At 65.2% G+C, this 20,949-nt stretch carries 14 protein-coding genes; 12 read left to right on the plus strand and 2 right to left on the minus strand.

Features of this window, described 5'->3' with window-relative positions:
• From AB1555_18750 to AB1555_18760, 3 genes are all read left to right on the plus strand, one after another.
• Positions 1-288, plus strand: a 288-nt coding sequence (locus tag AB1555_18750; protein MEW6248730.1) for a hypothetical protein, incomplete at its 5' end; no start/stop codon positions are given.
• Positions 289-413: 125 nt separating this feature from the next.
• Positions 414-1,496 (plus strand): HEAT repeat domain-containing protein, encoded by a 1,083-nt coding sequence (locus AB1555_18755; protein MEW6248731.1) that lies wholly within the window; start codon positions 414-416, stop codon positions 1,494-1,496.
• Between the two features lie 357 nt (positions 1,497-1,853).
• Complete coding sequence (locus AB1555_18760; GenBank protein MEW6248732.1) at positions 1,854-2,978, plus strand: ABC transporter ATP-binding protein; 1,125 nt, start codon at positions 1,854-1,856, stop codon at positions 2,976-2,978.
• A gap of 6 nt (positions 2,979-2,984) precedes the next feature.
• Here the strand turns inward: AB1555_18760 and glgX are convergent, their stop codons facing one another.
• Positions 2,985-5,117 carry a glycogen debranching protein GlgX gene (gene glgX / locus AB1555_18765; GenBank protein MEW6248733.1) on the minus strand — a complete coding sequence of 711 codons (2,133 nt, stop codon included), beginning with the start codon at positions 5,115-5,117 and terminating at the stop codon, positions 2,985-2,987.
• Between the two features lie 340 nt (positions 5,118-5,457).
• Between glgX and treZ the strand changes: the two genes are divergently transcribed.
• Complete coding sequence (gene treZ / locus AB1555_18770) at positions 5,458-7,338, plus strand: malto-oligosyltrehalose trehalohydrolase (protein ID MEW6248734.1); 1,881 nt, start codon at positions 5,458-5,460, stop codon at positions 7,336-7,338.
• Positions 7,339-7,417: 79 nt separating this feature from the next.
• Here treZ and AB1555_18775 read toward each other — a convergent pair whose 3' ends face one another.
• On the minus strand, positions 7,418-8,467 hold the full coding sequence (locus tag AB1555_18775; GenBank protein ID MEW6248735.1) for a potassium channel family protein: 1,050 nt from the start codon (positions 8,465-8,467) through the stop codon (positions 7,418-7,420).
• Between the two features lie 460 nt (positions 8,468-8,927).
• Between AB1555_18775 and AB1555_18780 the strand changes: the two genes are divergently transcribed.
• From AB1555_18780 to AB1555_18815, 8 genes are all read left to right on the plus strand, one after another.
• Complete coding sequence (locus AB1555_18780; protein ID MEW6248736.1) at positions 8,928-9,221, plus strand: hypothetical protein; 294 nt, start codon at positions 8,928-8,930, stop codon at positions 9,219-9,221.
• A 311-nt stretch (positions 9,222-9,532) separates the two neighbouring features.
• Positions 9,533-10,789, plus strand: a complete 1,257-nt coding sequence (glgC, locus tag AB1555_18785) for a glucose-1-phosphate adenylyltransferase (protein ID MEW6248737.1) — start codon at positions 9,533-9,535, stop codon at positions 10,787-10,789.
• Positions 10,790-10,791: 2 nt separating this feature from the next.
• Positions 10,792-13,719 (plus strand): malto-oligosyltrehalose synthase, encoded by a 2,928-nt coding sequence (treY, locus tag AB1555_18790; protein ID MEW6248738.1) that lies wholly within the window; start codon positions 10,792-10,794, stop codon positions 13,717-13,719.
• A 131-nt stretch (positions 13,720-13,850) separates the two neighbouring features.
• Positions 13,851-15,683, plus strand: coding sequence for a glycoside hydrolase family 15 protein (locus AB1555_18795; protein MEW6248739.1), 1,833 nt, complete (start codon positions 13,851-13,853; stop codon positions 15,681-15,683).
• Entirely contained in the window at positions 15,680-16,378 is a 699-nt protein-coding gene (locus AB1555_18800) for a DUF5752 family protein (protein MEW6248740.1), read from the plus strand. The genes AB1555_18795 and AB1555_18800 overlap by 4 nt, the downstream gene beginning before the upstream one ends.
• A gap of 22 nt (positions 16,379-16,400) precedes the next feature.
• Entirely contained in the window at positions 16,401-18,077 is a 1,677-nt protein-coding gene (gene treS, locus AB1555_18805) for a maltose alpha-D-glucosyltransferase (GenBank protein MEW6248741.1), read from the plus strand.
• Positions 18,078-18,499: 422 nt separating this feature from the next.
• On the plus strand, positions 18,500-19,696 hold the full coding sequence (locus AB1555_18810; protein ID MEW6248742.1) for a glycosyltransferase: 1,197 nt from the start codon (positions 18,500-18,502) through the stop codon (positions 19,694-19,696).
• Positions 19,693-20,946 carry a glycosyl transferase family 2 gene (locus tag AB1555_18815; GenBank protein MEW6248743.1) on the plus strand — a complete coding sequence of 418 codons (1,254 nt, stop codon included), beginning with the start codon at positions 19,693-19,695 and terminating at the stop codon, positions 20,944-20,946. Before AB1555_18810 ends, AB1555_18815 begins: the two co-directional genes overlap by 4 nt.
• The last annotated feature ends 3 nt before the right edge of the window (positions 20,947-20,949 follow it).

Here is a 20,949-nt window from a genome sequence, read left to right on the forward strand (position 1 = left end):
GAAGTCGTGGCCCAGGTGGCCGGTGCGATGTACGAGGACGGGGCGCGCACGACCCGGCGGAGCAGCCTCCTCTTGGTCGGAGGGAGCCTGGTGCTGGTCGCCCTCGTGTGGTTCGGGCAACGGGCCCCCGTCCCGGTACGCTTCGCACAGCGTGGCGCATCATCCCCGACACAAGACGGGACCCCGCCGGCGGATGTGATGCCTCGGCCGGACCACCGGCTCACAGAGCCGTCGGCTCCGGCCCGAGGCAACCCGCACTATCAGGAAGCGCCTCCCGGCGACCGGTGAGCCGGACTCCTGCCTGGCCGACTCCCCCCGGATTGACCCGGTTTCCTCTCCTCGGAGTTGCACTGCGAAACCGCCTCCAGTAAGGTACATCACGTCGGCTCAATGCGGGATCAAGGAGGCAGACGATGAGGATGGTAGGAGGCTCGTTCATCTTGCTGCTCGTCGCCATTGTGTTCGCCAGTCCGGAGAGTCTGGCCCGGCGGGAGATCCGCACGCCGGAGCAGAAGCAGCAGTTGCGGCAGATCCAACGGGTGCTCGTCGAGGTCCTGGCCTTGACCGACCGTGGCCAGGCGGATCCCGCTCCCCTCCGCGACGTCGTCGTCCGCCGGCTCGCAGAGGTCGGCTATACCGTGCTGACCGATCCGGCCCAGCCGCACGACGCCACCCTGAAGGTCAAATGCGAGCAGCGTAAAGTGTGGGAAGGCACCACCTCCCTCGGCGGCGATGCCGACCTGCCCGACATGCCGCACCGAACCTGGAAAGGGCCCGCCTGCCAGATCACCTATTTGGTCCAGGACCGCCCTTCGGGGTGGCGTCGGGAGGTGAGAACCGACTTCGCCGACGCGATCGCCGCAGCGGCAGAGGCAAAGGCGGAGGACCCCGGTGCGTTCGCCCTGGAGCAGTTGCGGGCACGGCTGGAAGCGTATGACTTCCCGGTGATCCTGACCCAGGAATGGGAACAGGAGGAGCGGTTGCTGGCGCTGCTACGCAAGGCCGACGAGCCCTCCGCGCGGAAGGTGAAGGTCATCCGGGCGCTCGGCGAGCTGTTCGCCACTGCGGCTGGCCCCGACCTTCGGACTCTGCTCCACGATCCGAACCCGGAGATCGCAGCGGCGGCGGCCATCGCCCTGGGCAACATCGGCCAACAGGACAGTCTGGCCGCGCTCATCGAGGCGTTGCAAACCGGCAGCCCCCCGCTGAAGCTTGCCGCTGCGAAGGCGTTGGGGAAAGTCGGCGCTCTGCACGGGAACGTGGCGATCATTCCCCCGCTGCTCGACGCGCTCACGACGGACGACCTGGCATTGAAGACCGAGGTGGTCTGGGCGCTGGGGCAACTGCCCGACCGGCGGGCCTATGAGCCGCTCCTGGCGCTGCAACGGTCGTTGCGCAACGTCCGCACCAGCGACCGCACGTCGCCGGAGGGGAAACTCTGGGATGCGCTGAGCTACACCCTGAAACAGATCGACACCTTCGACCAACTCAACTGATCATTCCTCATTCATCATTCGCAATTCATAATGTTCACAGTCCCCATGAGCGATGGCTCACCCACGCATGATGAACATCACGAACGGGCAAGAGGCAAGGGGCTCGGGGCAAGGGGGAAGAGACTCAGACCTCTAGCCGCGGGCCTCTAACCCGCATTATTCATGACGGTTCGTCGCGAAAACGCGGAGACGCGTTGTGAGACAGGCAAGCGCAGCCACGAAGGAGGGAAGCATACTTGCAACAGTATGTTGACCGACTGAGTGGCGAGCACGCTTGTCGGAACAGCGTATACGTGTTTGCAGCAGAAGCGTTCATGAATAATGCGGGCTAGCCTCGCGCCTATTTTCAGAGCAGTTATGGCTGAAGTCCGACTCGAAGATGTCGGCAAGCGTTATGGCCGGACCGACGTCATCGCCGGATTGACGCTGACCGTGCGCGACGGAGAACTGTTCACCATCGTCGGGCCCTCCGGCTGCGGTAAATCCACGCTGCTGCACCTGATCGCCGGACTCGACACCCCGACGGAAGGCCGCATCCTCTTCGACGGCCGAGATGTGACGGAGATGCCGCCGCGGGCGCGGGACATCGCGTTGGTCTTTCAGAGCTACGCCCTCTATCCGCACATGACCGTGGCGGAGAACCTGGCCTTTCCGCTCCGCGTGGCGAAACACCGGACCGGCCGTTCCCGCGAGGAGATCGCCGCCGAGGTCCGGCGCGTCGCCGATCTCCTGGGGATCGCGACCGTTCTGGAGCGTCGCCCGCGCGAGCTCTCCGGGGGCCAGCGGCAACGGGTGGCGCTGGGACGCGCGCTGATCCGGAGGCCGCGGGTGTTTCTGTTGGATGAACCGCTCTCCAATCTGGATGCCCAACTGCGGGCCGGCATGCGGGCCGAACTGCGGAAACTGCACGACGACGTCAAGTCCACCATGATCTACGTCACCCACGACCAGACCGAGGCCATGACGCTCGCCGACCGTCTGGCGGTCCTGGATCGGGGTCGCCTCCAGCAGATCGGCACGCCGCGCGACCTCTACGACAAACCGGCGAACCGGTTCGTCGCGGGATTCATCGGCTCCCCGCCCATGAATCTACTGAACGCGCACATCGAGGACGGGGAAGTCCGGGCGGGATCGATCCGCCTTCGCCTGCCGCACCCGGCCGGGCCGCGACCCGCAACGACGCCGGTCACGCTCGGCATCCGACCGGAACATGCGCGGGTGCGTCCGGCCGACACCGCGGGCGGGAGCGGCGGACTCGTCGGCACGGTGCGGCTGGCCGAACTGTCGGGGAGCCAACTGTGGGTGAGCGTGGAACTCCGCGGTCACGATCCGGGAACGATCCTCGTCGGTCTCGCGGATGCGACCGCTCAGCTTCAACCGGGCGACCAGGTCACGGTCCGGCTCGACCAAGCGATGCCACATATCTTCGACGCGGAGACCGGCGCACGCATCGACTTTGGGATCGGGCCGGAGCCGGGATGACCGGGATCAGTTCTTCTGCCGCAGGCGAAGCACCACGACCGACCGGGCTTCCAGCTCGTACGGCTCCCCGCCCTTGAACATCTTCAACTGTTTCCGGTCGCCCGAGAGCATGGTGTCCAGAACCGTCACCCACCGCACGCCGCGCTTATGCGCCGGCAAGGTGAAGGTCAGCGGTTCATGGTGCATGTTCAACAGGATGAGCAATGTCTCGTCCTGAATCGGTTGGCCCCGCTCGTCCGCCTCTTCGATGGCGTCCCCGGCCAGGCGCAACCCCAGGGACCGCGCATAGCCGGAGCCCCAATCCTCGTCGGTCATCTCCTTGCCGTCGGGACGAAACCAGGCGAGGTCCTTCACTTCGGAGCCCCGGATGCGGCGGCCTTGAAAGAAGCGCCGCCGCCGGAGCACCGGATGCCGCTTACGAAACGCGATCAGACTCTGCGTGAACGCCAACAGCTCGCGTGCCGCGCGGTCGAGCTTCCAATCGAACCAGCTCAGCTCGTTGTCCTGGCAATAGGCGTTGTTGTTGCCGCGTTGGGTTCGCCCGATCTCGTCGCCGCCGCAGATCATCGGGACCCCCTGCGACAGGAGAAGAATAGCCAAGAAATTCCGCTTCTGTCGTTCGCGCAACGCGTTGATCGCCGGATCGTTGGTGGGGCCTTCGACCCCGCAATTCCAGCTCAGATTGTCGCCGGTCCCGTCGCGGTTGTCCTCGCCGTTGGCTTCGTTGTGCTTGTGGTTGTAGGACACCAGATCGTGCAGGGTGAAGCCGTCGTGGGCGGTGACGAAATTGATGCTGGCGTGGGGCCGTCTTCCTCCGCCTTCGTACAAATCGCTGCTGCCGGACAGGCGGTAGGCCAGTTCCGCCACCTGGCCCCCGTCCCCTCGGACGAACCGCCGGATGGTGTCCCGGTACTTGCCGTTCCACTCGGCCCAGCCCACCGGGAAGTTGCCGACCTGATAGCCGCCTTCGCCCAGATCCCACGGCTCCGCGATCAGCTTGACCTGGGACAGGACCGGGTCCTGATGAATGATGTCGAAGAAGGCGCTCAGCCGGTCCACATCGTGAAGCTCGCGCGCCAGCGTGGAGGCCAGGTCGAAACGAAAGCCGTCCACGTGCATTTCCAGCACCCAATAGCGCAGGCTGTCCATAATGAGCTGGAGCGTCCGGGGGTGCCTCACGTTCAAACTGTTGCCGCAGCCCGTATAGTCCATGTAATACCGAGGCTGATCGGGAACCAGACGGTAGTAGGTCGCGTTGTCGATGCCGCGGAACGACAGCGTCGGCCCGAGATGGTTGCCTTCCGCCGTGTGGTTGTACACGACGTCCAGGATCACCTCGATTCCGGCGCTGTGGAGCGTTTTGACCATCGTCTTGAACTCCTTGACGTGGCGCCCGCGCACCGGCGAGGAGGCGTACCGGATATCCGGCGCAAAGAACCCGATCGTGTTGTAGCCCCAGTAATTCGTCAGCCCGCGATCGCACAAGTGCTTGTCCCGCACGAAGTGATGGACAGGCAGCAGCTCGACCGCCGTCACGCCCAATCCTTTCAGATAGTCGATGATCGGAGGGGTGGCCAGGCCGGCGTATGTGCCCCGTAGCGCCTCCGGCACCTCCGGATGGCGCACCGTCAGTCCCTTGACGTGCACTTCGTAGATGATGGTCCGCTCCCAGGGCGTGCGGAGCAGGCGGTCGCCGCCCCAGGTGAACGCCTCATCGATCACCACGCACTTGGGAACGTTGCCGGCGTTGTCCCGATCGTCTCGGGACAGGTCCGCGTCCGGGTCGCCGACCCGATAGCCGAACATGGCGTCCGACCATTCGACCGTACCTGCGATCGATTTGGCATACGGGTCGATCAACAGCTTGGCGGGATTGAAGCGGTGCCCTTCTTCGGGCGCATAGGGTCCGTGCACGCGATAGCCGTAATGCTGCCCCGGCCGCACTTCCGGCAGGTACACATGCCAGACCTGGTCGGTGCGTTCCTCGACGCGGATCCGGTGACTTTCCCGCGCGTCATACGGTCCGTCGAACAGGCACAGCTCGACGGCGTCGGCGTTCTCCGAGAACAGCGCGAAATTGACCCCCTCTCCATCCCACGTCGCGCCCAAGGGATACGGGCGTCCTGGCCAGATTTTCATCTCGGGGCACTCCTATGAAGAATGGTCAAATGGTCAATTGTCAATGGTCAACGGCCGAATAGGCCTATCATGCGTCACGCGTGACGCGTCATGTGTATGGGTTCCTACACATCCGAGAACGCATGACAGGCGCGAGCGGCGAGTCGCGCGCGTCTCGCCCGTCACGCCAGCCTCGCATGTCGGTTGTGTTATAGCCGCAGCGGCCTTTCTGTGCAATCCGCCCGTTCTTTCCGGTTGTGCAAGGCCGTCGAACCCCGTAGCATGGGCACCACCGTACAAACGCAACACGCAATTGTCAGGGGTAAGGGGTAAAGGGATAACGGGGTAGAGGGGCGTGGCAATGGACTGGAGCGGACCGTGGCAGCTTGATCTGGGTGCGCGCCTTCTCGGTCCCGATCGTGTCCGCTTTCGCGTGTGGGCCCCCCGGGCGAAGACGGTCTCGGTCCGACTGATCGGACGCGACGGTCGCCCCATCCTCTTGCAGCCGCGAGAACTCGGCTATTTTGAAGCGGACATGCCGGGCGTGGTCGAAGGCGATCGGTACCTGTACGTGCTGAACGACGAAAAAGAACGTCCCGACCCGGCCTCGCGCTTTCAGCCGGACGGCGTACACGGTCCTTCGGCGGTCGTGGATCCCGGAGCATTCCGGTGGACGGATCAGGGCTGGCGCGGCCTCACACGCGATGGGCTCGTGATCTATGAACTCCACGTCGGCACCTTTACCCGCGAAGGCACCTTTCAGGCCGTCGTTCCGCTGCTGGACTATCTTCGGCGCGACGTGGGAGTCACGGCGATCGAGTTGATGCCGGTCGCCCAGTTTCCCGGAACCAGAAACTGGGGGTACGACGGGGTCTATCCCTTCGCGCCGCAGGCGAGTTACGGCGGGCCGCGGGGGCTCCGTCTGCTGGTGGACGCCTGCCATGCCAAGGGGCTGGGGGTGATTCTGGACGTCGTCTATAACCACCTGGGGCCGGAAGGGAATTATCTGGGGGACTTCGGGCCCTACTTCACCGACCGGTATCGGACCCCGTGGGGAGCGGCGATCAACTATGACGGTCCGAACAGCGACGAGGTCAGGCATTACATCATCGGCAACGCGCTGTATTGGATCACGGAGTATCACATCGACGGCCTGCGCCTGGACGCCATTCACGGCATCTATGATTTCGGCGCGCGCCACATCCTGCGCGAACTGACCGAGGCGGTTCACGCGCAAGCCGACCGGCTGGGACGATCCGCTCTGGTCATCGCCGAGAGCGACCTGAACGACGTCCGCGTCATCGCCCCGCCGGTAGAGGGCGGGCACGGCCTGGACGCGCAATGGAACGACGACTTCCATCACGCGCTCCATGCGCTGTTGACCGGCGAACGGGACGGCTACTACCAGGATTTCGGGCGTCTCGACCAGTTGGCGGCGGCGATGCAGGACGGTTTCGTGTACACCGGGCAGCGGTCGGCTTATCGACGGCGGCGGCATGGGAGCGTTTCCCGGGGCCGGCCCCCCTCACGGTTCGTCGTGTTCGCCCAAAACCACGACCAGGTCGGCAATCGGGCCCGTGGCGACCGCTTGAGCACGCTCATTCCGTTCGACGCGCTGAAGGTGGCGGCCGCGGCCGTCCTGCTGGCTCCGAACATCCCGCTCCTGTTCATGGGCGAGGAATACGGCGAGCGCGCGCCTTTCCTCTATTTCACCGATCATGGAGACCCGGCCCTGGTCGAAGCCGTCCGTCGTGGACGGAAGGCGGAATTCGCCGCCTTCGGATGGGCGGGCGACATTCCCGATCCGCAGGATCCCGCGACCTTCGACCGCTCGCGGGTGCATCCCGGCGAGCAGACCGATCCGCAGCAGGCGGCCCTGCTCCGGTGGTACCGCCGACTGCTCGACTTGCGCCGATCCGTTCCGGCCCTCGCCGCCTCGGAATCCGGCGAGGCCGGGCACCGCGTCTGGACCGACGACGCGCAACAGATCCTGACCCTGCACCGATGGGCCGCCGACGGCTCGGCCGCGCTGATCCTTTTGGGATTCAACAAAGGGCCGGCGTCCTTCAGCCTGCGCCCGCCGCAGGGAACGTGGCGATTGGCGCTGTGCTCTGAAGCCGTGGACTTCGGCGGGAGCGGAGAAGACCGGTGGCCGAAGGAGCCGGCGCCTGAACATGGCGATGCGGCGGTTCGTCTTCCCGCGTATACGGCGGCGATCTACCTGAAATCGGACGCGCGATAGCGCCATCGGGCAGACCGGCGCGACGGGTGTCGTCGAGGCACGAGCCGATCGGTCCGGCCGTCCGCGTCGGGTGCAAGGGCTAGCCCGGTTCTTGAGCGGGTCGAGCCGGCTGCAGCACGACCAGGATGTCGCCCGATCGGAGCGTTTCCCGTTCCTGCAGATCCCACAAGGTGAGCACCTCGTCGCCTCGGTAGACGCGGAGCAGGACATCGGGCTTGAGATCCACGGCGCGCTTTCCGATCTCCTCCGGCCGGACGGCCCGCTCGACCAGATTGATGCGCCCTCCTGCCGTCAGCAGATCTTCGAGATAGTGCACGAGGTGCCGATGATCCACGGCGGCGGCCAGGATGTACCCGCCGAAGGTGGCCGGAGAGATGATGGTGTTCGCGCCGCCTTGCCGGAACAGTTTGACGTTCTCCTCCTCCTGGGCGCTGACGATGATGCGCAACGACGGATGGAGATGGCGGGCGGTGAGCAGAATCAAGGCATTGGTGTCGTCCCGGCCCGCGGCGATGATGAGCGCCTTGGCTTTTTCGAGCACCGCATCCCTGAGGATGGACTCCTGGGTCGCGTCGCCCTGGAAGGCGACGACCCCCATCTCGACGGCCGCACGCACCCGCTGCTCCTCGGGATCGATCACCAGGATACGTTCGGGCCGGACGCCTTTCGCCAGGAGTTCCTTCACGGTGGACAACCCGGTGTAGCCGAAGCCGCACACGATCACATGCTCGTGCAGCCCGGCTTGCAGTTTGGCCATGCGATATGCCTCCATGTATTGACGAATGACCAGTTGATACGCCGTGCCCAGAAACAGGAACCACACGACCACGCGGATCGGGGTGACGATGAGGGCGTCGATCAGGCGGGCCCGCGGCGTGACCGGCACGATGTCGCCGTATCCCACGGTCGTCACGGTGATCATGCTGAAATAGACGATGTCGCTGAAGGAGATTTCGCCGTCGAGCTGGTCCCGGAGCCCGGCCCGATCCAGCCAGAGAATGAGGATCACCGCGGCCAGCAGCGCGAGGACCATGCCGAGTCGCAAGAGCAGCGTCCGGCCGGGCGCCACGTCCGCGGGCGTGAACAGCACCCGTGACGACAGCAGTCGCGAAGATCGGGTTGCAAGCATAAGGGGACCCCACCCTAGCAAGGCGCTCCAAACGATGTCAAAAGCCGCGCGATCCGTTTTCACCATAAGCCGTTCACGAGCCTCGGCGCGCCCTTGCAGGATGAGAACCATGAGCGGGCGAGAGGCAAGGGGCTCGGGACAAGGGGGGGGAAGAGACCCCGGCCTCTAGCCGCGGGCCGCTAGCCTCGCGCCGATTTTTCAAAGCAGTGATTCATGGCCACCAAGTGGTCACCCTGGAGCATGAAAATGCGGGTGGCACCGACCTGGGCGCCTGTCCGCGCGCAGCGGGGTCCCTCGGGTACCCGCCTGGCGGGTGTGTCGGGGTGTGAGCTTGCACCCGTTGCAACCGGAGCGGAGCAACGGGTACCCGGCTGGTCGGTGACAGGACCCGCATTTTCATACCAGCTCTAAGCTGTCCGCTATCGGCTATTGTCTATCTTCGTTTCTGCGGAGGATGAGGATGCCTGTCGAACCCGTGCGCACGAGCGACCCTATCCGCCGGTTGGGCCGGACGTTCTTCATCGGGCTGGCCATCCCGTGGATGCTGTCCAGCTTCATCCGCATCCACCCCGTTTTGTTTTTCGGTTTTCCGCTGGCCTTGGTCGCGCCGCGGTTCCTCCATAGGAAACGCCACCCGGTCGTCGAATGGACTCCCGAGGATTGGGGTTGGGCGGCGGGGGCGATCGCGCTGATCGCCGCTTACGTGCAGCATCAGAGCCCCTTCTCGCTGCTTCGCGCACTGTTGCCGCTTTGAAAGCGGCCGTCAATGGTCAATCGCGTCTTGCGCGACAAGCGAGACATGCGCGAAACGCGCGATGGGCAGTCAGCGTTCTGACATTTCGCGCGAGTCGCGGTATTCTCGCCTTTCTCGCAGGCAGAGTCGCGCCGGTCGCGCGAGTCCCGCTCGTCGCACTTACGCGCGTCACCCATCACGCCCTCGCGTCTGACATTCTCACTGCGCTGGTCCGCCGGAAGCGGTAGCGTAAGGCATGCAGCGGGGGTATCATAGGTCTTGTCGCCGGGCCGGACGATCCGCGGTTCCGGCGGAGAACAAATGAGGGAACGATGGTGGAGCGACGACGTCAACCCAGAGTCCTGGCCATGATCATGGCCGGCGGCAAGGGCGAGCGCCTCATGCCGCTGACGGCGGTCCGCAGCAAGCCCGCGGTCCCCTTCGCCGGCAAGTATCGCATCATCGACTTCGTCCTCAGCAACTTCCTGAACTCCGGCATGCTGGCGATGTATGTGTTGGTCCAGTATCGGTCGCAGTCATTGATCGAACATCTGCGCCGGGCGTGGCGGACCGGTGGGCTGGTCAAGCAGAACTTCATCACGGTCGTACCGCCGCAGATGAAAGCCCGGGGCGGCTGGTACGAAGGCACCGCCGACGCGGTGTATCAGAACCTGAACCTGATTCGGGACTTCGATCCCGATCTGGTGGCCGTGTTCGGGGCCGACCACATCTATCGGATGGACATCAACCAGATGGTCCGTTTCCACCTGTCCCGCCACGCCGACGTGACGGTGGCGGCCCTGCCCGTTCCTCTCCATGCGGCGAAAGGCTTCGGCATCGTGGAAGTCGGACAAAAGGACCAGGAAGACAGGATTCTCGGCTTCGAAGAAAAGCCCAAGCAGCCCAAACCCATGCCGACCGATCCCGAGCAGGCCTACTCGTCGATGGGCAATTATCTGTTCAACACCGACGTGCTGCTGGAGATCCTGGAACAGGACGCCGCGCGGCCGGGTTCCCACGATTTCGGGCGGGACATCATCCCGCACCTGCTCCGCACCCATCGCGTGATGGCCTACGATTTCCTGTCGAACGACGTGCCCGGCCTGAAACCCTACGAGGAGCGGGGATACTGGCGGGACGTGGGAACCCTGGACGCCTACTGGCAGGCCCACATGGACTTGCTGGGAGAAGCGCCGATCTTCGATCTTCGCAACACCGAGTGGCCGATCCTGACCGACAAGTACGAGGCGCCGTCGGCCAGTCTGATCCGGTCGCGGATCGACGAGTCCATGATCGGCCAGGGGAGTCTGATCGTCGATGCGGACATCACGCGGTCGGTGATCGGTCGGCACGTCATGATCCAGCATGGCGCGCGCATCGAGGAATCGATCATCATGGACGGATCGGTCATCGGCTCGAAAGCCCGTCTCCGCCGCGTCATCGCGGACCGGTTCAATGTTGTCCCGACCGGAGCCGAAATCGGGTACGATCCGGCGGAGGACCGGACGCGCCATCAGGCGGTGACGAAGTCCGGCTTGGTTGTGTTGCCGCGAGGACAGCTCTCGCGGCCTTCCCGCAGGACACTGTGACCATGGAGCAGTCTTCAGCCGGCGGGCCCCGCTTTCCGACCGCGACCTATCGCGTCCAGTTCAACCAGGCCTTCCCCTTCAAAGCGGCGACGCGCATCGTCCCCTATCTCCATGCCCTCGGGATCACGGACTGCTATGCCTCCTCGTACCTGAAGGCGGTGCCGGGCAGCACCCACGGCTACGACGTCGTGGATCCGACGACCCTCAACCCCGAGCTCGGCACGGAAGAAGACTACCGGGAATTCGTCCGGTCGCTCCACCTCCACGACATGGGACACCTGCTCGACCTGGTCCCGAATCACATGGGCATCGGACAGTCGGCCAACCGCTGGTGGCTGGACGTGCTGGAAAACGGGCCGAGTTCCCGCTTTGCCAGCGTCTTCGACATCGACTGGCACCCGCTCAAGCGCGAACTGGACGGCAAGGTTCTGCTGCCGATTCTCGGCGATCTGTACGGCGCGGTGCTGGAAAACAGGGAGATCACGTTGGCCTTCACGGACGGGAGCTTCGTCGTCCGCTATTACAATCACACGTTGCCGGTGTCGCCGAAATCCTGGGTGAAGATCCTTTCCCACCGGCTGGATCAGTTGATCGCGCAGACCGGCGAAGACGCCCCGCACGTGCAGGAACTCGAGAGCATCATCACGGCGCTGCGCCACCTGCCCTCCCGCTCGGAGATCGATCCGCCGAAGGTGCGCGAGCGCTATCGCGAGAAGGAGATCGCGCGGATGCGCCTGGCCGCGCTGGCGCGGGACAGCTCCACCGTCGCGGCGTTCATCGAAGAGAACGTGCAACGCTTCAACGGGACCAAGGGCGATCCGCGCAGCTTCGACCTGCTCGACGACCTGCTGAACGACCAGCCGTACCGGCTGGCGTTCTGGCGCGTCGCCTCCGAGGAAATCAACTACCGGCGCTTTTTCGACATCAACGAGCTGGCGGCGATCCGGATGGAAGACGAAGCGGTGCTCCAGGAGACCCACAGGCTGATCTTCACGCTCTTGAAAGAACGGATCGTGACGGGCCTGCGGATCGATCACGTGGATGGGCTCTATGACCCCGGCCGCTACCTCCGGCAGGTGCAGGCCTGGGCGGCACGCGAATTGCTGCACGCCTCGGAACAGGAGGCCGCCGAGGTCCGGCCGCTCTTCATCGTGGTGGAAAAGATCCTCGACAAGGACGAGCCCTTGCCCGAGACCTGGCCGGTGTACGGCACGACCGGGTACGATTTCCTGAACCTGGTCAACGGCCTGTTCGTGCATGGGGCCCACGAACGGGCGATGGACGAGACCTATGCGCGGTTCACCCACGCCCGCCCGTCCTACGCCGACCTGACCTACGAGACGAAGAAACTGATCATGCGCGCCTCGATGGCGAGCGAGATCAACGTCCTCGGGCACCAGTTGAATCGGCTGTCGGAGCGGGACCGCCGCTCGCGCGATTTCACCCTGAACAGCCTTACGCATGCGATCCGGGAAATCATCGCCTGCTTTCCGGTCTACCGGACCTACGTCACCGACGGCCCGGAGCCGGTCCTGGAGCGGGACCGGGCCTACATCCGGCAGGCGGTCGCCCGGGCCAAACGACGCAACCCCGCCCTCAGCGGGCTGGTGTTCGACTTCGTCCAGACCCTGCTGCTGAAAGAATGGGATGAGCGCACCTTGCAGAACCGGCGGGAGCAACTGCGGTTCGTGATGAAATTCCAGCAGACCACCAGTCCGGTAACGGCCAAGGGAATCGAGGACACGGCGTTCTATCTCTACAACCGGCTGGTGTCGCTGAACGAGGTGGGGGGAGACCCCCAACAGTTCGGCGTCCCGCCGGCCCTGTTTCATAAGCGCATGCGCGAACGCCAGGCCCGCTGGCCTTGCTCGCTGTCGGCCACCTCGACACACGACACGAAACGCAGCGAGGACGTGCGGGCCCGGATCAACGTGCTGTCGGAACTGCCGCAGGAGTGGCGGGCGCGCGTCACCCGCTGGAGCCGGTTGAACCGGAAGCTGAAGACCGAGGTGGACGGCCAGCCGGCGCCGGACCGGAACGAAGAATACCTGCTGTACCAGACGCTGCTGGGCGCCTGGCCCCCGGCGCGACCGGACGACCGCGAGTATCGGATCTTCTGCGACCGCATCCAGGGCTACATGCACAAGGCGCTGAGGGAGGCCAAGGTTCATACGAGCTGGGTCAATCCGAATCAGGTCTACGAAGACGCGGTCTCCCGCTTCATCGCGGCGCTGCTGGACCGCAGCAGGCCGAACCTCTTTCTGGAGGATTTTCTCCCCTTCCAGGAGCGGATCGCGCGCTACGGCGTCTGCAATTCGCTGTCGCAGGTGCTGCTCAAGATGACGGCTCCCGGCATCCCCGACTTTTACCAGGGTACGGAACTGTGGGACTTCAGCCTCGTCGATCCCGATAACCGACGTCCGGTCGACTACGAGCTCCGGTCCGGCCTGCTTGCCGACCTGCAGAAGGCCTGCGATGAAGCGGGAGCGTATCGGCGCGGCCTGGTCGCGCGGTTGATCGAGACCTATACGGACGGGCGGATTAAGCTGTACGTGACTATGAGCTGCCTGCGGTACCGCCGCGAGCATACCGATCTGTTCCTGCGCGGCGACTACGTGCCGTTGGAGGCCCGCGGCGACCGGCCGGATCACCTGGTGGCCTATGCGCGGATTCACCGGGATCAGGCGGTGGTGACGGCGATCACCCGCCTGGCGGCCGGACTGGACCGGGGCGCCGCGCCGTTCCCCCTGGGACGCAGCGCCTGGGGCGAGACGTGGCTCACGGTGCCGTCGTGGCGGCCCGGGTCGCCCTATCGGAACCTCCTCACCGGCGAACTCCTGGAGACGACCGACGCGGAGGGGACTCAAGTGTTGCCGGCGGCCGAGATCTTCGGGACCTGTCCGGTCGCCCTGCTGGAACGGATCTCGTGATGCGACGCGGCGCGGCTCCGCGTGCGAGAAAGGCGAGAATAGCGGGACGGGCGCGATATGCACAAGTCTCGCTCGTCCCGCAGGTCGCGCACTAAGCATGACGGCTGTTCTCTCCATGGAAGGACACGGGCATGAGCGGTCGTGACACGACCTGCGCGGCGATCGGGGACCACGGCGTGATCGGCGATCTGCACACGGTCGCGCTCGTCGGCATCGACGGCTCGATCGACTGGTGCTGTCTGCCGACCTTCGACTCGCCGAGCCTCTTCGCGGCGATCCTGGACGAGCGGCGCGGCGGGCGTTTCATCATCGCGCCCGTGGACCGGGGAATCCGGAAACAGATGTACCTGCCCGAGACCAACGTCCTCCTCACCCGCTTTTTGCATGCCGAGGGCGTCGGAGAGGTCACGGACTTCATGCCGATCGAGCAGGACGAAGCGGGCGCCCGCCCCCGCCGCCGACGGATCGTCCGGATCGTGTCGGTGGCACGAGGCACGGTCCGCTTCCGGCTCGAATGCGCGCCGGCCTTCAACTACGGGCGGGACCGGCACGTCGCGGTCGCGCACAAGCGCGGGGCGGTCTTTCGCGCCGACGACGTGGCCGTCGGGCTGGTCAGCCCGGTTCCGTTCACCATCTCGGAAGGGGCTTGCGCCGCGGAGTTCACCCTGTCCGCCGGCCAGAGCGTGACGTTCTTCCTCGTTCATCTGGACGCCTGCGCCGATGCCGACCTGCTGGACATGCCGCAGTCGGGCGAGGCGGCGTTGCGGGACACCGTGGCGTTCTGGCGCGGATGGCTGGCCCAGTGCCGGTACCGCGGGCGGTGGCGCGAAATGGTGCAGCGCTCGGCGCTGACCCTGAAACTGCTCACCTACGCCCCCACCGGCGCCATTGTGGCCGCGCCCACGACCAGCCTGCCGGAAGACCCGGGCGGCGTGCGGAACTGGGACTACCGCTTCACCTGGATGCGCGACGCCGCCTTCACCCTCTACGCGCTCTTGCGCCTCGGGTTCACGCAGGAAGCCGGCCGCTTCATGGAATGGCTGAACGCCCGCTGCCACGAACTCGAGCCGAACGGCGCGCTCCAGCCGATCTACGGGATCGACGGACGGCACGATCTGCCCGAGGAAGAGCTGCCGCATCTGGCCGGGCACCGGGGATCGCGTCCCGTCCGCATCGGCAACGGGGCCGCGGGACAACTGCAATTGGATATCTACGGCGCGCTGATGGACGCCGTGTACCTGTTCAACAAGCACGGCCGTCCTATCAGCTATGATCTGTGGGTCAACCTGACCAAACTGCTGGAGTATGTCTGCGCCCAGTGGGACCAGCCGGATGAAGGCATCTGGGAGGTGCGCGGCGGCCGGCGGCACTTCGTGTATTCCAAGGTCATGTGCTGGGTCGCGCTGGACCGGGGGATCCGGATCGCCGACAACCGCGGGTTCCCGGCGGACCGCGCCGTCTGGGCGGCCCAACGGGACCGGATTTACACCGACGTCATGCGCCATGGATGGAATCCGGAGGCCGGCGCCTTCGTTCAGCACTACGACAGCCGGGAGCTGGACGCGGGCAACCTGCTGTTGCCGCTGGTGTTCTTCGTCTCGCCGACCGACCCGCGCATGCTCTCCACGCTGGACCGGACCCTGGAAGACCTCGTGTCCGACAGCCTCGTGCGCCGCTACCGCATCGGGCGGGCCGCGCCGGACGGCTTGGCCGGCGGCGAAGGCACGTTCAGCGTCTGCACCTTCTGGCTGGTGGAAGCGCTCACCAGGGCCGGGCGGCTGGCGGAAGCGCGGCTGATCTTCGAAAAGATGTTGAGCTACGCCAATCACCTGGGGCTGTACGCGGAGCAACTGTCGCCGACCGGAGAGCAATTGGGCAACGTTCCCCAGGCCTTTACGCACATCGGGCTGATCAGCGCCGCGTACAACCTGGACCGCTACCTGGGACGGGAAGGAGATTCATGACGGAGCAGGAGCACGGGGAGCAACATCCGAGGACGGCGGACGCGCCGTTCAAATTCATCGGATGCAGCGAGTTGCAGGAATTGCTGGGCAAGAAGGCCGACGATGAAAAAGAATTAGCCGAACTGCTCGAAGAAGTGCCGGTCGATTCGGTCTACTTCCACACGCACAGTTATTTCCTGCGGCACAGCGCCATCGCCGGCGCCTATGCAAACGACTTCGCGCACTGGGTGGTCACGCAGGTCCGCGACCGGGTCCTCGGGGAACGGCTGGCGGTCCTGGACCCCTTCGACTTTCCGAGCCTGGAGGAGCTCCGGGAGGAAATCATCTCGATCATCGACGATCATCTGTCGCGGACCTCCGTCGTGCCTCGGGTCATCTTCGGTGAGCCGTTTCATTTCAACCAGTCCCGCATCATCGAGGTGCCCACCGGCCTGCAGGCCCGCACCTTGTCGGAGTTCCGGAACGCGTTGGCAGAGGTGGACGCCAGCGCGATTTACTACCACATGTTCGAAGCGCGGATCCGGCTCCATCGGGAGGAGAGCGATTTCTCCATCTGGGTCAGACAGGTGCTCGGGTTTCCCGACCTGGCGGCCAAGCTCCGCGCCATCAATCCGTACCTCGGGAGCCTCGAACGCCTTCGCTCCGGACTGCTGGTCGCCTGCGACGAGTTCCTGGCCAAGGCGGGCGAGGCATGAACGAGAAGGAGAGGACGCCGTGCTGAGCGCCGACGAGCACTGGTACAAGGACGCGGTCTTCTACGAGCTGCACGTCAAGGCTTTCTACGACGCCAACGACGACGGCATTGGCGATTTCCGCGGCCTCCGGGAGAAGCTCGACTATTTGCAGTGGCTGGGCGTCGATTGCCTCTGGCTGCTGCCCTTCTTCCCGTCGCCGTTGCGGGACGACGGCTACGACGTGTCGGATTACCGCGGCGTCTATCCGGACTACGGCTCGATCGAGGACGTGCAGGCGTTCCTCGACGACGCCCATCGGCGCGGCATCCGCGTGATCGCGGACCTGGTGCTGAACCATACCTCCGATCAGCATCCCTGGTTTCAGGAGGCGCGGCGCTCGCCCCACTCACCCCGGCGCCACTATTACGTCTGGAGCGACACCGATCAGAAATACGGCAAGGCCCGGATCATCTTCATCGACACGGAAAAGTCCAACTGGACCTGGGACCCGGAGGCGCAGGCCTATTACTGGCACCGCTTCTTCAGCCACCAACCGGACCTCAATTACGAGAACCCCGAGGTTCGCCAGGCCATGCTGGACGTCATGACCTATTGGCTGGACCTGGGGCTGGACGGGTTCCGGTGCGACGCCGTGCCCTATCTGTTCGAGCAGGAGGGCACGATCTGCGAGAACCTGCCCGAGACGCACGCCTATCTGAAGGAGATCCGCAGGCGCCTCGACGAGCGCTATCCGGGGCGCATCCTCCTCGCCGAGGCCAACCAGTGGCCGGCCGACGTGCGGCCCTACTTCGGCGACGGCGACGAGTTCCACATGGCCTTCCACTTCCCGCTCATGCCGCGGTTGTTCATGGGCGTGCGGAGCGAGGACCGCCAGCCGATCATCGACATGTTCACGCACACGCCGCCCATTCCGCCGAACTGCCAGTGGTGCCTCTTCCTGCGGAACCACGACGAGTTGACGCTGGAGATGTGCACCGGCGAGGAGCGGGACTACATGTACTACGCCTACGCGCGGGACCCGCAGGCGCGGCGCAACATCGGGATCGCGCGCCGGCTCGCGCCGCTGCTGGAGAATGATCGTCGCAAGATCGAGTTGCTGAACAGCCTGGTGTTCACCCTTCCCGGAAGCCCGATCGTCTACTACGGCGACGAAATCGGAATGGGCGACAACATCCACCTCGGCGACCGGAACGGGGTGCGCACGCCGATGCAGTGGACCGGGGACCGGAACGCCGGCTTTTCCAAAGCCGACCCGGCGAAACTGTATCTCCCGGTGATCGCGGACCCCGTGTATGGGTACCAGGCGATCAACGTGGAGTCGCAGATCCAGACTCCGCATTCCCTGCTGAACTGGATGCGGCAATTGATCCGCATCCGAAAAGCCCGTCCCGTGTTCGGCCGCGGGTCGATCGAATTCCTCCCGCACGCCAACGAGAAGGTGCTGGTCCACGTGAGGGCGTATCAGGGGGACACGGTCCTCCTGATCCACAACCTCGCCGGCTCGGCCCAGCCGGTCGAGCTGGACTTGGGTCGGTTCCGCGGCTCGACGCCGTTCGAGCTGTTCGGCGAGTCCCGGTTCCCCCCGATCGGCGACCGTCCGTACGTGCTCAGCGTGGGCCCCTACGGTTACTACTGGTTCCTGCTTCGCTCGAAGGACGGCGAGGACAGTCTCTATGGCATTGAACGCACCGCGATCTAACCCGCATTATTCATGAGCACTTCTGCTGCAATCGCCGATCCGCTGCTGGGCACCGGGGACCCATTGCTCCAGGAATGCAATGGGTGCCCTCCAAGATTGCAATGGGTCCCGGCCTGGCCGCGGCGTTGGGGCGGGCGGGCTCGCCGCTCAGTCCCTCCACGTACTGACCACCCGTTGCATGAAGCCCGGCAACGGGTCCCCGGTACGCGTCGGTCCTTCGCGGCTCCACGCGCCCGTCTCGCGACGCGGCTCACGAGTACCCGTTGCTCGGGGCGCCCATTGCTCTGCCAACTGCAATGGGCCAAAGCAACGGGTGCAGCGCGACGAACCGTCATGAATAATGCGGGCTAACGAGTAGCGAACAGCGACTCTGGGCTATTGGCCGGCTAAGGAGTTTCTATGAGCGGGAGGATATAGGTGTCATGGCCAGCTTGGACGAGTATCGAGAGATCGCGCCGAAGGGGACCGTCGATTTCCTCTACCGGCTCAGCGAGCTGGTGAAGGGCCGAAGCTTCGTCAACGTCAACACGGTCCGGTACGGAGGCGGCGTGGCGGAAATCCTGCGCCGCCTTGTGCCGATGATGAAGACCCTCGGCCTTGAGGCGCGCTGGGAAGTCATCGCCGGCGTCCAGGAATTCTTCGACGTGACCAAGCGCTTCGCCAACGCGCTGCAGGGCGAGGACCAGACGATCACGGAGGAGATGTATCAGACCTACCTGCAGGTCAACCAGCGGAACGCGCAGGCCCTCAACCTGGAGGCGGATCTCGTCATGATCCACGATCCGCAACCCGCGGCGCTGGTCGAGCATCGGAAGAAAGGCACGTGGATCTGGCGCTGCCACCTCGACATCGCGCAGCCGCAGCGGCGGGTGTGGAGCTTCCTGCGCCGGTACGTGGTGAAGTACGACGCCGCGATCTTCTCGCTCCCCCATTTCACCCAGCGGCTGCCGATCCCCCAGTTTCTGATTTATCCCTCCATCGACCCCCTGAGCCACAAGAACCGCGAACTGGCCAAGAGCGAAGTGCACGCGATCCTGGACCGGCTGCAGATCCCGCGGGACAAGCCGATCCTCCTGCAGATCTCCCGATTCGAGCGGTTCAAGGACCCGGTCGGCGTGATCCAGGCCTACCGGCTGGTCAAGAAGCATCACAACTGCCGGCTGGTCCTGGCCGGCGGCGGCGTGACGCACGATCCTGAAGGAGAAGCCGTGCTCGCCGAAGTCCGGGAAGCCGCCGGACGGGACCCCGATATCCACGTGCTGCAACTGCCGCCGGAAGCCGACCTGGAGATCAACGCCCTGCAACGGGCGGCGACGATCGTGATTCAGAAGTCCCTCAAGGAGGGATTCGGGCTGACGGTGTCGGAAGCCATGTGGAAAGGCAAGCCGGTGATCGGCGGAACGGCCGGAGGCATCGCGGCCCAGATCATCGAGGATGTGACCGGGTATACCGTGCATTCGCCGGAGGGCGCCGCCTTCCGCATCCGTCATCTCCTGAACAATCCCGGGCTGATCGGCCGGATGGGCGGCGCCGCGCGGGAACATGTGCGCCGCAATTTCCTGATCACCCGGCACCTGGGCGACTACTTGACCTTGCTGAAGATCTTTACCGGACCATGACGCTCGACCTCCTCTCTCGCGACGTGCAGGGACGGCTGTCGGAGATCGGCACCGCCGACATTCTGGTCGGCGTACCCAGTTACAACAACGCCAAGACCATCGAGCGGGTGATGCTGACCGTCGATCGAGGGTTGGTGGAATATTTCCCGGACGCGCGCTGCGTGATTGCGGTCTGCGACGGCGGCTCGCAGGACGAGACGCGGGCGATCGTGGAACGCGCCGCGCTCAAGACCCCGATCCGGTTATTCGTCCCCCTGCCTCCTTCGCCGCGGACCGTCGCCTCGTATCAGGGCGCCGCGGCCATGGTGGAAGCCGTCCGGGCCCTCTTGGCGATCGGCGCCGCCCTCCAGGCGCAGGCCTGCGCGGTGATCGACGCCGACCTCCTGTCGATCACGCCCGGCTGGATGGACCTGCTGATCAGACCGATCCGCGACGAGCGGTTCGAGTACGTCGCGCCGCTCTCCCGCCGTCATAAATACGACGGGAGCCTGAGCAACGGCGTCGTCTATCCGCTGACCCGCGCCTTGTATGGGAAACGCGCCCGCCAGGCGCCCGGCGGCGGCTATGGCGTGGCCGGGGCGCGGGCTGCGGCCTGGTCGGCCGACACCGAGTGGGAGAGCGGCGCGGTCCGGCAGGGCCTGGATATCTGGATGCTGACCTCCGCGTTGGCGGAGGGCGCGCGTGTCTGTCAGGCCTACCTGGGACCGGTGCTCCACGAGTCCCGGGACAGCAAGGCGGATTTGTCCGCGCAGTTGACCCGCGCGGTCGGCGCGGTCTTCATGCTCATGGAGCGCTACCAGGCGGAGTGGCAAAGCGTGACGGCGTCCGTGCCCGTGCCGGTCTTCGGTCCCCCGTTCGAGATGGAGACGGCGCCGGTCGCGATCAACGTGGCGCGCATGGTGAAGGCGTTCAAGCAGGGGCTCCGCGACCTGCTGCCGATCTGGGAAGTCGTGCTGCCCTACGACACCTTGAGCGAACTGCTCCCGTTGGGCGGCCTCGAAACCGAGGAGTTTCGTCTGTCCGCCCAGCTCTGGGTCCAGATCGTGTACGACTTCGCCCTGGCCTATCACGAGCGGCTGCTGCACCGGGAACACTTGCTGAAGGCCATGACGCCCCTCTACCTGGGCTGGACCGCGTCGTTCGTGCTCGACACGAAAGACGGAGGCCAGGCCGAGGTCGAACAGGCCGTCGAGGCGCTGTGCGCGACCTACGAAGCGACGAAACCGTATTTGCTCGAGCGATGGAGGTAGCGG

Source organism: Nitrospirota bacterium (assembly GCA_040755395.1).
Lineage (GTDB): Bacteria > Nitrospirota > Nitrospiria > Nitrospirales > Nitrospiraceae > DATLZU01.

Bases quoted from the DNA above. Each gene is read 5' to 3' on its own strand.
- AB1555_18755 (MEW6248731.1), top strand. From the start codon at position 414: ATGAGGATGGTAGGAGGCTCGTTCATCTTGCTGCTCGTCGCCATTGTG.
- AB1555_18760 (MEW6248732.1), top strand. From the start codon at position 1,854: ATGGCTGAAGTCCGACTCGAAGATGTCGGCAAGCGTTATGGCCGGACC.
- glgX (MEW6248733.1), bottom strand. From the start codon at position 5,117: ATGAAAATCTGGCCAGGACGCCCGTATCCCTTGGGCGCGACGTGGGAT.
- treZ (MEW6248734.1), top strand. From the start codon at position 5,458: ATGGACTGGAGCGGACCGTGGCAGCTTGATCTGGGTGCGCGCCTTCTC.
- AB1555_18775 (MEW6248735.1), bottom strand. From the start codon at position 8,467: ATGCTTGCAACCCGATCTTCGCGACTGCTGTCGTCACGGGTGCTGTTC.
- AB1555_18780 (MEW6248736.1), top strand. From the start codon at position 8,928: ATGCCTGTCGAACCCGTGCGCACGAGCGACCCTATCCGCCGGTTGGGC.
- glgC (MEW6248737.1), top strand. From the start codon at position 9,533: ATGGTGGAGCGACGACGTCAACCCAGAGTCCTGGCCATGATCATGGCC.
- treY (MEW6248738.1), top strand. From the start codon at position 10,792: ATGGAGCAGTCTTCAGCCGGCGGGCCCCGCTTTCCGACCGCGACCTAT.
- AB1555_18795 (MEW6248739.1), top strand. From the start codon at position 13,851: ATGAGCGGTCGTGACACGACCTGCGCGGCGATCGGGGACCACGGCGTG.
- AB1555_18800 (MEW6248740.1), top strand. From the start codon at position 15,680: ATGACGGAGCAGGAGCACGGGGAGCAACATCCGAGGACGGCGGACGCG.
- AB1555_18810 (MEW6248742.1), top strand. From the start codon at position 18,500: ATGGCCAGCTTGGACGAGTATCGAGAGATCGCGCCGAAGGGGACCGTC.
- AB1555_18815 (MEW6248743.1), top strand. From the start codon at position 19,693: ATGACGCTCGACCTCCTCTCTCGCGACGTGCAGGGACGGCTGTCGGAG.